A 13,939-nucleotide genomic window follows, 5' to 3' on the forward strand; every position below is an offset into this window, starting at 1 on the left:
ATGGTAATGGAGATTAACCGCATGTTTAAACCTTCCCGCTTATCACTGGCCGTGGCGCTCAGCCTTGCCTCGGGCGCCGGCTGGGCCGCCGGCGATGATCAGCCCCAGATGCTTGAACCCATGGAAATCATTGGCGATGCATCCGCAGCCCAGACCTTGCCGGGATCGGGCTACGTCGTTGGTGAGCAGCAGTTGAAAACCGAAGTTGAGACCGACATCAACCAGGTGCTGAAAACCGTCCCGGGCGTCTATGTGCGGGAAGAAGAAGGCCTGGGCCTGCGCCCCAATATCGGCATCCGCGGCGCCACGGCCGAGCGCAGCAGTAATATTACCCTGATGGAAGATGGCATTCTGATCGCACCGGCGCCCTACTCCAATCCGGCCGCCTATTATTTTCCGACACTGAAGCGCATGTCCTCGCTGGAAGTACTCAAGGGTGCCCCGCTGCTGCGCTATGGCCCACAAACCACCGGTGGTGTCATCAACCTGATTTCCACACCCATTCCCGATCAGCGGCAGGGCTATGTTGAGACAGTCACCAACGACCGCGGCTCCACCGACGTTCACGCAACCTATGGTGACACGGCCGGCGACTGGGGCTACCTGCTTGAGACCGTCCAGCGCTCCGCGAAAGGCTTCAAGGAGATTGACCGCAGCGGCCGCGATACCGGCTTTGATATCGAGGACTACGTCGGCAAGCTGCGCTGGCAGGGAGAGCGCCAGAGCGTGACCGCCAAGCTGCAATACTCCGAGGAAACCTCCAACTCCAGTTACCTCGGCCTGACCGATGCGGACTTCAGCCAGGATCCGAACCGGCGTTACGGGCTGTCCAGCATCGACCAGATGAACAACACCCACTCCGGCATCAGCCTGACTCACCAGTTCGAGTGGAGCGACACCGTGAGCAGCAGCACGACCCTCTACCGCAACGACTTCAAGCGGAACTGGTTCAAGCTCAGTGGCGGCGGAAACATCATCGACGCGGCAAACGGCGGCGACGCCAATGCCCAGGGTATTCTGGACGGCACAGTTGACGCCAGCGGCCTGGATTACAAAAACAACGCCAGGGACTACCTGTCCCAGGGCGTGCAGGTAAACTTTGATGTCGACATGGGCAGCCACCAGTTTGATTTCGGCGCCCGCGCCCACGAAGATGAAATGGATCGCTTCCAGCCGGTCGATGTTTATGACCAGGTCAACGGCTCTCTGGTGTTCCAGAACACGGTCGCCCCCACGGGCAGCAATAATCGCTTTGAGACCGGCGAAGCCCTGAGCTTCTGGGCCCTCGACACCTGGCAGGCGACGGACAAGCTCAGCGTTAACCTCGCCCTGCGCTACGAGGATGTACAGACCAGCCGCACCCAATACGCGGATCCCGGCCGCACAACCGTCGACAGCACCCGCGCCAATGACAGTGCTGAACTCCTGCCCGGCGCTTCCTTTACCTATGACCTGTCCCAAAGCTGGCAGGTTCTGGGTGGCGTGCACCGGGGTTTCTCCCCTCTCGGAGGTGGTGCCAAGGCAAACGAAGATCCGGAAACCAGCAAGAACTGGGAGGCCGGCCTCCGGTACTTTGGCAATGCGTTCTTCGCGGAAATGATCGGCTTCTACAGCAACTTCTCCAACAAGGCCGAAAACTGTTCCGTGGGCTCGCCGTGCAGCAATGGCGCCACCTCTGGCAGTTTTGTAACCGGCGAGGCTGAAATTTCCGGTGTTGAGTTCCAGCTCCAGACCGGCACCCGGGCAGGCGAGTTCTACCTTCCGGTCAGCCTTACCTACACCTTTACCCAGGCGGAAATCAGCAAGGACAATGCCGCTTCGGGCCTGAAAAAAGGCGATCAGCTCAAGGACGTACCTGAAAACCAGATGAGCTTCCGGACAGGCATGGAACACCCGAGTGGCTGGGACAACTACCTTGTGGCCACCTACGTCGATGAGATGTGTGTCAGCGCGGGATGCAACAACACCGCCACGAAACTGGACGAGACCGAGTCCCTGTTCCTGGTCGATTTCATCAGCCGCTACGCACTGACCGCCAGTGCCGATGTCTTCCTGAAAGTGGACAACCTGTTCGATGAACAGCAAATTGTCTCACGTTGGCCCGATGGCGCCATGGCGAACCTGCCGCGTACCGCTTCACTGGGGTTAAGCGTTAATTTCTGACGAATGACCGGGTTGGCCTGGTTTCCGGGCGAACCCGCTGTGAATGGCCCACTGATGAGACCCGGCCCGTTGGCCGGGTCTTTTTTTATGCCGGGCAGGGGAAGCAATTCCCATTCTCCGGCCCGAGAGTAAGGTAGACTGCGGACACAAAGTTCCGACCACATCGCCCAAAGGAGTCCCTTCGATGCGCCGCCCGTCACCGGTATACCTGCTGATCATACTGGCCGCTTCCCTGCTGTTCAGTGCCTGCTCTCGTCAGGACATCTACCAGACCGCGATTGATTTTGAACGATCATCGGCGGGTCTGGAGGCGGCGAGCGTGGCAGTGGGCAACCTTGACATCGCCTATCTCAGGAACCAGGAAGTGAGCGCAGGCGACACCATCGTCATGATCCATGGCTTCGGGGCCAACAAGGACAACTGGACCCGTCTGGCCGGCCACCTGACCGACGACTTCAATGTCTATGCGATCGATCTGCCGGGGCATGGTGACAGCAGCAAGCCCCTCGACATCGGCTACCGCCTGGAAGATCAGGCCGGTTATGTCGCACGCATCCTCGACGCGCTGTCGGTTGATGAGGCACACGTCATGGGCAACTCCATGGGCGGGGCAATTGCCGCCCTCTATGCCGCCAATCATCCGGACAAGGTGAAATCAGTGGTACTGTTCAGCCCCGCCGGCATCCTGGAATACGAGAGCGAACTGGTGAAACTGGTCATGGAGGGCGACAACCCCCTCATCCCGAAACAGCCCGGCGACTTCAAGCGCCTGATGGACTTTGCCCTGGAGAAAGAACCCTTCATACCCTGGCCCATTCTGGGCGTGATGGAGGAGCGGGCCATCGCCAACCGGGAGGTCAACGAGGTCATTTTTGCCGCCATTCGCGATGCCGGTTTCGAGTCGGACTTCCGCAATGCCATCACCCGGATCAAGGCGCCGGTACTGGTCGTCTGGGGCAAGGAAGACCGGGTCATCAACTACCGTAACGGTGAGATCTTTGTGGCGGCGATACCCGATGCCTGGCTGGAGGTGATGGAGGGAATCGGCCACGCGCCGATGCTGGAAGCCCCCGAGGAGTCCGCACAACTGTTCCGGCAATTTATCGGGCCGCCGGCGGAGTAAACCGGATTTCCGCAAAAGTCATGGAATTCCGCCCTCAGCGACTACAAGGGCATGGGAAAACAGGGTAGCCTAGCAAGCATTATGCCCCTGACCTCTGAACTGACCACTCATGCCTGAAGCAATCTGGATAACTTTTGCCTTTGGTCTTGGCCTTCTGGTCAAGCTTGTGGGGCTCCCCCCTCTCGTCGGTTACCTGGCCGCGGGTTTTGTTCTGAGCGGCATTGCCGAAACAACCGGCGTCGTGATCGAAGAGACCGACGTCCTTGAGCGAATTGCGCACCTGGGTGTATTGCTTCTGCTGTTCACGGTGGGGCTCAAGCTGAAACTCCGGTCCGTGGTCAGCCCGGAGGTGATTGGTGGAAGCCTGCTGCATTTCGGGATCACCTGCGCCATCTTTACGCCGGGCCTCTATCTGCTGATGGAACTGTCCTGGAAGACCGCCTTTCTGCTGGCCATCGCGCTCTCGTTCTCATCTACCGTACTGGCCGCCAAGGTCCTGGAATCCAAGCGGGAGCTGCGAGCCTTTCACGGCCGAGTGGCCATTGGCATCCTGATCATGCAGGATCTTATCGCCCTGGTCGTGATGAGCGTGGCCGCCGGGCAGACGCCCTCGCAATGGGCACTGATTATCTTTGGCCTGCCCCTGCTACGCCCTGTGCTGTTCCGCCTGCTGGATGCCAGCGGCCACGACGAACTGCTGGTCCTGCTCGGGCTCTTGCTGGCACTTGTCATTGGCGGGCTGGGCTTCGAATCCGTTGGCCTGAGCTCGGAGCTGGGGGCACTGGTGTTCGGTGCCATGCTGGCGAATCATCCGCGATCCCAGGAACTCTCCAAGTCGCTCTGGAGTGTAAAAGAGGTTTTTCTGGTGGGGTTCTTCCTGCAGATTGGCATTGGCGGCCTGCCCGATGGGGAGGCCCTCCTGTTCGCGGTCATCGCTGGCCTGGTGCTGCCGCTCAAAGGCATCCTGTTCTTTTTCCTGCTACTGGCGTTCCGGTTGCGGGCCCGCAGCGGCTTCCTGAGTTCGCTGGCCCTGACCAACTACAGCGAGTTCGGGCTGATTGTCGCGAGTGTTGCGCTACCCGAATGGCTGGTTCCGCTGGCGATTTCGGTGTCGCTCTCGTTTGTCTTTTCCGCGCCACTCAACCGCTTCTCCCACACGCTTTACGAGCGTTTCGCCCATGGCCTCAGCCGTTTTGAGGGCAGCAAACACCATCCGGATGAACAGCCCCTGTCGCTGGGCGATACGCGGGTACTGATCATGGGGATGGGGCGAACGGGCACCGCCGCCTATGACTGGCTGAGTGAGGATCAGCCGAAACTGATGGGCCTGGATTCCGACCCGGCAAAAGTCACCCAGCATCAGAAGGAAGGACGTAACGTGGTCTTCGCAGACGCCGAGGATGCTTCTTTCTGGAACGGTCTGCACATGCCCGCCGTCGAATCGGTGATCCTCGCCATGGGCGACATCGAGGGCAAACTGATTGCTGCGCGCACGCTCAGAACGATGGGTTTCAAGGGCTTTATCGTGGCTCACACCATGTACCAGGATGAAGCAAGACAGATTCAGGAAGCCGGCGCCGACGAGGCCTACCTGACCATGAGCGAGACCGGTGTCGCCCTGGCCAGCCACCTGATGGACAGGACACCCGCGAAACCCTCCCTGATTGTCGGCAAATCCGTGTAGCCTCAACACCCAGGGCGGCCACGTGGCGACTCCTCGTCAAGCGCGCAGGTGCGAAACCCGGTATAGACGTCGTTGCGTACCGGCAGGTAAGCCTGGCGATAGGTGCCGCGAATCAGGCAGGAGGAGGTGGCGCAACCGCCCCCGCGGGTCACCTTGTGATCACCGAACTGCAGGGTCGACATGAACGGGTACATATCCACCCTGAAGCCGTCGTAGGGGAAGAACTGGCTGCTGGTCCACTGCCAGACCGTGCCCGTCATCTGGCGGCAGCCAAAGGGGCTGTCGCCGGCCGGGAAATCAAACACCGGATTCTGTGCCATGGCACGGCCATTCAAATCAGCGCGTTGCTCATCCGGCGCCGTGTTGCCCCAGGGAAAACGCCGGAACGGCTTGCCCGGGCGATTACCAAGGGCGGCCACCTCCCATTCAAACTCCGTGGGCAAACGACGCCCCGCCCACCGGCACCAGGCTTCAGCCTCCCAGAACGTCACATGGGTAACCGGTGCATCCGGGTTCAGGGGCTGCCAGCGATCAAACACCCGCTCCTGCCACTGGCCATCGTGCCAGCGCCAGTACAGCGGGTGGCGGGGAACACGAAGCAGGGGTTCGTCACTGCCATGAACCAGGGCAACATCGGATTCGGTCTGCAGCCATTTCCGCCCGCCGAAGGACCAGAGTTCGGGCCGCCGGTAGCCGCCATCCTCAACAAACTCCAGGAACCGGCGATTACTGACCAGACACTTTGAAATGGCAAACGGGTCCAGTTTTACAGTAAACCGGGGCTTCTCATTATCGAAGGCAAAATCCTCCCGGGCGTAGCGCTCCGAATCACCGGGCATGCCGATTAACCATTCCCCCGCAGGAATCAAGGCATCGCCATCATGCTGAACACCCGGCGCTGGCCGGTACAGATCCGTTCCCGGAGGTGCCGGATAGCCAACGGTCTGCCGGCACCAGATCAGTGACTCAACATGCATGTTCTGGTGATAGACCGCGTAGCGGTAAAGGTACAGCGCCTGGTCGGTCAGGGGCTGCGCCTTTATTCGCTCAGCCACCTGATCGTAAACAGTGTTGAAGTATTCAAGGGTTTTCTCGCGCCCGGGAAACAGGTCCCGGTTCCAGCGGTCGCGGTGCTCAACATGGAAGGAATCCCAGAGATCGTCCATGGACGGGTCGAAACTGGGCGTGCCATCGAGCAGGTTGAACACGAACACCTCGTAGAAAAAAGCGGCATGGCCCATTTCCCACAGCGGCGGATTCACGCCCGGATGCCAGGGGACATCCAGCAGCTTCTCGGGCACAGAGCACACCAGGCTTTCCGTGCGTTTCCGTGTCCACTGAAGCTGATCCAGCAGTTCCGCCCTGGCCTGATCAGTGCGATCAATCGTCGTCATGTTTCGCCTCACTCATCTCAGCCTCCTCAAGTATCTGCATATCAGTATCCCAGCCGGTCAACAACACCTCCGTTAACATATCACTGGCACTCGCTGTGGCACCCCCAGGCTTTGCTCGCGCGCTCACCCGGTTTCCAGACGGTGTCGGCAGACTTTACAGAAAACACGCTGTGACAAAACCCCCTGTTTCTAACCCCCTGAAACAATGACTAGTGTTTAAACTGGCATACAACCTGAATGTCCGCCAGCAGGAGTTTCGCCTGTTTCCCCCAAGCCGTATGCGGTCACAGGACAGTGACCGGATCGAGCAGTTCCGGTATTACCAGCATTTACTGAACGTTATGCAGTTCGTTTTCCCGGCAAGTTCTCAGGAGAATCGCCATGCAGGAAAAACGACCGCTCGTTTGGTTGTCAGCGGTGTATCCGGTTTTTTCAGCCAGCGAGTCCTTGTTCAGGGACTGGCGGCTGATTCACGTCCCCCTGGCAGGCGCGTCGTTCACGGGCACAACACCTGACTCGGGCACCAGGGTCGGCGTGTTTGACCTTGGTTCACTGACGGAGGATCAACTGGCTCGCCTGCCCGAATGGCTGGACGCCCTCCCGGTCCGGCACTGGGTCGCCGCGCTGGAGGCTCACCAGATCCACAACCCCGATATCTGTGCGCTGATAAATCGCTATTGCAAGGACTACCACACACTGCCACTTCAGTCAGACCGGCTCAATGCCATCCTCGGCCATCTGTGGGGCATGTCGGAACTACAGGAAAAGGCCTCACAGGCGAAATCCGGTAGCTATCACGAATATGCCCTCGAGGGTGAGTCTCCGGCGATCCAGAAGGTCAGGGTGTTGTTGCAGAAATTTGCCCGCACCGAAGAACCCGTACTTATCTATGGCGAGAACGGAACCGGCAAGGAAGCGGCTGCCAGCTTTATTCATGACCACTCGCCGCGCAGAAACAGGCCACTGGTTGTCGTGAACTGCGCCGCTTTACCTCGCGCTCTCACCCAGAACGAACTCTTCGGCCACGAAAAGGGCGCGTTCACCCATGCCATGAGTGCTCAGAAAGGCAGAATTGAAGCGGCCAATGGCGGCACTCTGCTGCTTGTTGGTGTGGATGAACTCTGCCCCGAACAGCAATCGGCGATTTTGCGTTTCCTTCAGGAAGGCCAGATAGAGCGCCTGGGTTCCAGTCACCCCATCAGCGTCGATACCCGGCTCATCACCACCAGTACAAAACCGCTCGAACAACTGGTGAAAACCGGTGTTTTCCGAAGTGACGTGTTTTACCGGCTTGGAAGCCTGCACGTGCTTATGCCACCGCTGCGGGAGCGGAAGGAAGACATCCCCATGCTGGCCAACCGGATACTCTCGGCCACACCCTCGGCAGAGGGTCCTCGGCACCTCAGTGACACCGCCATTATCTGCCTTGCCGAACACCCCTGGCCAGGCAATCTCAGGGAACTGCAAAACCGGTTGCGTCAGGCCCTGTTGCTCGGTGACCGCCCCCGAATCGAAGCGGAGGATATGGGCTTTGCCGTTCTTCCCTCAGAAAACCAACATCGGAGCCAGGAACTGTCCCTCGACGCTTTCCGGTCCCGGGCGGATCGCCAGGCAATCTCGGTAAGTCTCGCACTTGCACACAACAATGTATCGGCAGCCGCAAGACTGCTGAACATTTCAAGGGTTTCGTTATACCGGCTGATGGACAAACACCAGTTCCCCCACGGTACTCACACCCGGCCACCAAAGAATAACTAGAGGAGATTCCCCATGAATAAGAAAACTCGCTGGATCATCCCGGTACTTACCCTGGCAGCTCCCTTGCTTGCCTCGGCCGCACAAGCCGACAGGGATAGCACGCCGGCATCCACTGGCATGTCTGGCCACACAGAGCCAAACGACAACTCGGCTACCGACATTGCATCAATAACTGCTGACCGGGGCATTGTCACCCGCCCGGGCCGCTTCACGATCGAGCCCTCCTTCTCCCATGCGTACAGCAACTCAACAGCGGTCGCGGTGGAAGGTTATACGGTGATACCTGCCCTGCTCATCGGGCTGATCAATATTTCGGAAATCCAGCGTGATATTTTCGTCGGCGCGACGTCACTCAAGTACGGCTTCACCAGCAAGCTCGAAGCGGCGATCCGTATCCCCTATCTCAGCATCAACGAGGACCTGAGGGAGCGGGAGGTTTTCCAGGGCACACCAGTGGATACTCTGCGCGAGTCCTCAGGCGAAGGTCTGGGTGATGTTGAACTCTCGGTTCGTTACCAGCTAACCGATGGCCTGGACGGCTGGCCCTACGTTATTGGCGCAATGCGAGTGAAAGCGCCAACCGGAGAAGGCCCCTACGACGTTGATCAAAGAGTCATCCTGGATAACCAGGGCAACCCGATTGGTATTGAACTGGAGGATCGGCCGACCGGCACCGGTTTCTGGGCCTTCGAACCAGGTCTCTCATTCATCTACCCGTCGGACCCGGCCGTGCTATTTGGAAACCTGAGTTACGTCTGGACCCTAAAAGAAGAGCAGGGCTTCGAAAATGGAGGCACAGTCGACCCCGGCGACATAGTGCGTTTCGGCTTCGGAATGGGGTTTGCCTTTAACGAGCGCACGTCCTTCAGCCTGGGCTATGACCACTCGGTCATCCGGAAAACAACGTTCGAGAGGAATAACAATCTGTTTGCAGCCAACTTCGACCGTATACAGATCGGGTCACTGTCGTTCGGCTTATCCCAGCGTCTGACGCGCGCCACAAGCCTGAGCCTGACGGTGAGTATAGGAGTTACGGAAAATGCGCCCAACAGCGAAATTACTCTGAAGCTTCCTATCAGTCTCTAGGCGGACAAGCTGAATAGCCGGTCAGCGGCCAAGCAACTGCACCAACTGATCACTGAGCCGTGCCGGGAACTGATTCCCGGCACCGACATTCTTCAGCTCGATGTTCAGTTGATGCATATTCTGTATCACAGTACTATCAAGGCTGTTCTGAACGATGGTCATCCAGCCGTTGGGCCCCGCCATATTACTGGATACTCGAGCACCGCCAATACGGTTCGCACTGACAACCTCGAGCACTGTATCCATTTGACTGTCCACCAAACCGCCGTTGACGTTCTGGTTCAGATTGGGAATGGTTAACCGATTGATCACCAGGGTATCACCGTTTATTCCGACAATCTGCTCCAGACCAATGCTGATTTCCAGGCTGTCCATCAGGAAGCCGCCCCGGTATTCAGCCAGCTCCAGATCGCTCAGGGGCTCAACGCCAAGCGTCAGTTCCGCCCGGACAGACGGCGACAGGGTTGCAAATGAAAGAACCAATAACGCTATAGCCGGCATCCGGACCATCATGATCATCACCACTCCCTTGAGGATGGCCAGTAGGGCAGTGTGTGCCCTAGAGAAGGACCTTCCAGACCGTTCTGTGTCGGTGCCCTTGCTACTTGAGGCCAATGTCCATCGCCGAGAAAGCCCTCTCGCCCTTGCTTAAGATGGCTGCGGATAACAAAGGCGGTGCCATTCCAGTACTCGCTGAATTGTGCGTAGGAATAAACCTTCAGCCCCCGGGCCGGATCCCCCACCAGAACCTCATCATCACTGATCCCCTTGATCAGAACAAAATGCCGGAAGCCATCGATGTTCAACAACACAATCGTGGGTAGGCGCACCTTCTCCCTGAGGCCGGCCAACGGCATGCGGAAGCCATCGGCCTGGTACCCCCTGGACTCCAGATAGAGCTTCATATCGAGCATAGAGAAGCCATCCTGGCGCACTTTTTTTTCATCTGCCAACGCAAGCATTTCGATGAAGACATCGTGCTCTGTGACCTGGTCTTCGTAGTGAAAGGACAACAACGAAGCAACAGCCGCGGAGCCGCAACTGAAGTCGTATTGCTGGCGTATGACGCTGCCAAACCGGCGGTTCTCGAAACTCTCTACCTTTAGCCAGAAATCACCACCAATACCCGGCACCGTGACCGCGCCGGCGAAGGCAGTGGACCATAGCAGCCCGGCACTCGCGCAGATCGCAACAAGAACCTTTTTGGCCATGGCCCACCTCCGTCAGCGATTAATCAGTATATTGATTTGGGTACTGTCCTGAATGACCACCTGGTTACCGGTGTTCTGGATAACCGTGGCAACCCCGCTCATGTTACCGAACGCGTTGTCGGAAATACTGTTATTTCCGGTGAAAACATTTCCGGACAGCAGGTTGTCGGAGACATTCGCATTCTGCTGGTTATTGTTAACCTGCAATTGCATCGAAACGCCCTGGCGACCACTTGCATCCGCCAACTGATCAGCCGACAACGGCGTGACCCCCATCCACTCCTCGGCGGATACAAATCCCGTTGCCCCGAACATTAACGCCAGCAAGGCAGACTTCAGTTTCCATCTGATCACGCGCCCCATGACAGTTCTCCCGGAATTACCGGGCCGCACCCGCTACAGGCAGGCGCGACCTGGATTCCTTATTGGGTGCCGCCACCGCCACCGGTGGACAGATTGGACATTACACTGACATTAGCCTGTGTAACGCTGCCATTACCTGCGTTCTGGGCAAATGCCCCGACACCGGTGTAGTTCGCCGAACCGCCAGAGATTTCGTTGCTGTTGCGAACTATGGTGTAGGAGCCGTCAGCGTTGGCACTACCGTATGTGGTTGCGGTGCCTGATACAGTACCGTTCAGCTCGGCGTTGTTCAGGAACACATCCAGATCAAGGGCCAGGGAGTTATCGGAACTGTCATTGCCACTGTCAGACACGGTGGTATTCCCGCTATCGGCAATGTTGGTTGAGTTGTCGGAGCTGTCATTTCCACTATCGGCAACGTTGGTAGAGTTATCCGAGTTATCGGAGTTATCGGAGTTATCGGAGTTATCCGAATTATCGTTGCCACTATCAGCGATCTTGAACGAATCGTTCACGCTGGTGCTGTTGTCGGAGCTATCCGAGTTATCCGAATTGTCCGAGTTATCCGAATTGTCCGAGTTATCGGAGTTATCGGAGTTATCGGAGGCGTCCGAATTATCTGTATTGCCACTGTCCGCGATCTTGAACGCATCGTTCACATTGGTACTGTTATCCGAACTGTCGGAATTGTCGGAGTTATCCGAATTGTCGGAGCTGTCTGAATTGTCAGACATGTCGTTTCCACTATCGGCAATCTTGAACGAGTCGGCCACGTTGGTGCTGTTGTCCGAGTTGTCCGAGTTGTCCGAGTTGTCCGAGTTGTCCGAGTTGTCCGAATTGTCGGTGTTGGTGGAGTTGTCATTACCGGAGTCGGTATTGCCGGATTGGTCATTGTTGGCCGTGGAGGTATTATCCGCGTTGGTATTCGGATCCCCGTCACCCCCCAGGTCCGCATAGGCAAAACCGGAAATACCCAGACTCATTGCGATGGCAGCTGCTAGCAAACTTTTTTTGGTATTCATGATGTCGCTTCCTTTTCGATTATTGGCTTTTAAGGGATCCGACCCAACCCGCTAGCCGTCGGGTAAGCCAAGGTCCAGACCCACAGACAAACTGGAGCGATTCTCGTGCCAGAATTAAACAACAATACCTAAACCAATATTTCTAAAGGCTTTTTATGTTTATTGCGTAAACGGACGGGGCTTGGCGAGGGTGAAGAACTGTTTCAGGGGTGAAACAGGCACGGTCCGTAAAATACATCGAAACGGAGGTTTATGCCGTTATTTCAGACACATACACCGAAACGACAGTGTCAAAAAAACAAAACCCCGCAACGGGCGGGGTTTTGGGTTTGAAGCGAACATTCAAGCCCGCTTCAGCAACACCTGAACCTTTGATTAACCGAACTGGTTCATGGTGTTGTCTTTACCACCGGCTTTCAGGGCCGCTTCACCGGCGAAGAATTCCTTGTGGTCGTCACCGATATTGGAACCGGCCATATCCTGGTGCTTGACGGTGGCGATGCCCTGACGGATTTCCTTGCGCTGAACACCGGCAACGTAGGCCAGCATGCCTTCGTCACCGAAGTAACCCTTGGCCAGGTTGTCGGTAGACAGGGCCGCGGTGTGGTAAGTCGGCAGAGTGATCAGGTGATGGAAAATACCCGCTTCACGTGAACCGTCACGCTGGAAGTTACGGCACCATTCGTCAGCCAGCTGACCCAGCTCGGTGTTGTCGTACTCTTCGCTCATCAGCTTCGGACGGTCGTAAGCAGAAACGTCCTTGCCTTCTTCCTTCCAGGCGTCGAATACCTGCTGACGGAAGTTCAGGGTCCAGTTGAAGGACGGGCTGTTGTTGTACACCAGCTTGGCGTCGGGCACCACTTCCTTGATGCGGTTAACCATGGCCGCGATCTGGCCAACGTGCGGCTTCTCGGTTTCGATCCACAGCAGGTCAGCACCGTTCTGCAGGCTGGTGATGCAGTCCAGCACAACACGGTCTTCGCCGGTACCCGGCTTGAACTGAAACAGGCCGGAAGGCAGACGCTTCGGCCGAACCAGCTGGCCGTTCTGCTTGATCACAACGTCGCCGTTGTTGATGTCTTCGGCCTTCTCGATCACGTCGCCGTCGATGAAGCTGTTGTACTGGTCACCCAGGTCGCCCGGCTCGTTGGTCACGGCGATTTTCTGGGTCAGGCCCGCGCCCAGGGAGTCGGTACGGGCAACGATGACACCGTCGTCCACGCCCAGCTCAAGGAACGCCAGACGCACGGCGTTGATCTTGGACAGGAAGTCTGCATGCGGCACGGTGACCTTGCCGTCCTGGTGGCCACACTGCTTTTCATCGGAAACCTGGTTCTCGATCTGGATGCAGCAGGCACCGGCTTCGATCATCTGCTTGGCCAGCAGGTAGGTCGCTTCGGCGTTACCGAAACCGGCGTCGATGTCGGCAATGATCGGCACAACGTGCGTTTCGTGGTTGTCGATCTGCTTGATCAGCTCGTCGGCCTTGGCGTTGTCGCCTGCTTTCTCGGCGTCTTCCAGGGCACGGAACAGGTGGTTCAGTTCCCAGGCATCAGCCTGACGCAGGAAGGTGTACAGCTCTTCAATCAGGCCGGATACGGCGGTCTTCTCATGCATGGACTGGTCAGGCAGCGGACCAAACTCGGAACGCAGGGCGGCAACCATCCAGCCAGACAGGTACAGGTAACGACGTTTGGTGGTACCGAAGTGCTTCTTGATGGACAGCATCTTCTGCTGGCCGATGAAGCCGTGCCAGCAGCCCAGTGACTGGGTGTACTGGGAGGTGTCCTTGTCGTAATTTGCCATGTCTTCGCGCATGATCCTGGCGGTGTACCTGGCGATGTCCAGGCCAGTCTTGAACCTGTTCTGGGCGCGCATGCGAGCGGCGTGCTTCGGGTTGATGGCGTTCCAGGTCGGGTGCTGCTTCAACAGGGAAGCAATCTGGTCAACGTCTTGTGCGTAGGGCATGATCTCAATCCTTTCTACGTTGGTTTTCTAAGTCGATGCGGAGAAGCGTACTGCAACGTTCGAAGCCAACAACCTGCTCACTTTTTGAGCGAAGCGCTGACGTTGATGGTTACTTTAGTGGTTTCAAATTTATAATTGAAATTTATATGATCTATTTTCGGCATTTT

The 13,939-nt window shown here is 57.4% G+C and carries 11 protein-coding genes; 5 read left to right on the forward strand and 6 right to left on the reverse strand.

Annotation, left to right across the window (positions count from 1 at the left end):
- The first annotated feature begins 21 nt into the window (after positions 1-21).
- From QPL96_RS04470 to QPL96_RS04480, 3 genes are all read left to right on the forward strand, one after another.
- Positions 22-2,163, forward strand: a complete 2,142-nt coding sequence (locus QPL96_RS04470) for a TonB-dependent receptor (protein WP_303285839.1) — start codon at positions 22-24, stop codon at positions 2,161-2,163.
- A 184-nt stretch (positions 2,164-2,347) separates the two neighbouring features.
- Entirely contained in the window at positions 2,348-3,286 is a 939-nt protein-coding gene (locus tag QPL96_RS04475) for an alpha/beta fold hydrolase (RefSeq protein ID WP_303285840.1), read from the forward strand.
- A 109-nt stretch (positions 3,287-3,395) separates the two neighbouring features.
- Positions 3,396-4,970, forward strand: coding sequence for a cation:proton antiporter family protein (locus QPL96_RS04480; RefSeq protein ID WP_303285842.1), 1,575 nt, complete (start codon positions 3,396-3,398; stop codon positions 4,968-4,970).
- A gap of 2 nt (positions 4,971-4,972) precedes the next feature.
- Here the strand turns inward: QPL96_RS04480 and senA are convergent, their stop codons facing one another.
- Positions 4,973-6,364 (reverse strand): selenoneine synthase SenA, encoded by a 1,392-nt coding sequence (gene senA / locus QPL96_RS04485; protein WP_303285844.1) that lies wholly within the window; start codon positions 6,362-6,364, stop codon positions 4,973-4,975.
- Positions 6,365-6,745: 381 nt separating this feature from the next.
- Between senA and QPL96_RS04490 the strand changes: the two genes are divergently transcribed.
- Positions 6,746-8,122 carry a sigma-54 dependent transcriptional regulator gene (locus QPL96_RS04490; RefSeq protein WP_303285845.1) on the forward strand — a complete coding sequence of 459 codons (1,377 nt, stop codon included), beginning with the start codon at positions 6,746-6,748 and terminating at the stop codon, positions 8,120-8,122.
- A gap of 12 nt (positions 8,123-8,134) precedes the next feature.
- Positions 8,135-9,208, forward strand: coding sequence for a transporter (locus QPL96_RS04495; protein ID WP_303285846.1), 1,074 nt, complete (start codon positions 8,135-8,137; stop codon positions 9,206-9,208).
- A gap of 21 nt (positions 9,209-9,229) precedes the next feature.
- Here QPL96_RS04495 and QPL96_RS04500 read toward each other — a convergent pair whose 3' ends face one another.
- The 5 genes from QPL96_RS04500 to QPL96_RS04520 all read right to left on the reverse strand — a co-directional run bounded on the left by QPL96_RS04500 (position 9,230) and on the right by QPL96_RS04520 (position 13,772).
- Positions 9,230-9,727 (reverse strand): hypothetical protein, encoded by a 498-nt coding sequence (locus QPL96_RS04500; protein ID WP_303285847.1) that lies wholly within the window; start codon positions 9,725-9,727, stop codon positions 9,230-9,232.
- On the reverse strand, positions 9,727-10,419 hold the full coding sequence (locus QPL96_RS04505) for a C39 family peptidase (protein WP_303285848.1): 693 nt from the start codon (positions 10,417-10,419) through the stop codon (positions 9,727-9,729). The genes QPL96_RS04500 and QPL96_RS04505 overlap by 1 nt, the downstream gene beginning before the upstream one ends.
- 12 nt (positions 10,420-10,431) lie before the next feature.
- Positions 10,432-10,782: a hypothetical protein gene (locus QPL96_RS04510; RefSeq protein ID WP_303285850.1), complete on the reverse strand. Its 351-nt coding sequence runs from the start codon at positions 10,780-10,782 to the stop codon at positions 10,432-10,434.
- A gap of 59 nt (positions 10,783-10,841) precedes the next feature.
- A complete protein-coding gene (locus QPL96_RS04515) occupies positions 10,842-11,804 on the reverse strand; it encodes a hypothetical protein (protein ID WP_303285852.1) in 963 nt (320 codons plus the stop codon).
- A gap of 375 nt (positions 11,805-12,179) precedes the next feature.
- Complete coding sequence (locus tag QPL96_RS04520) at positions 12,180-13,772, reverse strand: isocitrate lyase (protein WP_303285853.1); 1,593 nt, start codon at positions 13,770-13,772, stop codon at positions 12,180-12,182.
- Positions 13,773-13,939: the final 167 nt, after the last annotated feature.

Origin of the sequence: Marinobacter sp. SS8-8 (assembly GCF_030540945.1) — a bacterium.
Lineage (GTDB): Bacteria > Pseudomonadota > Gammaproteobacteria > Pseudomonadales > Oleiphilaceae > Marinobacter.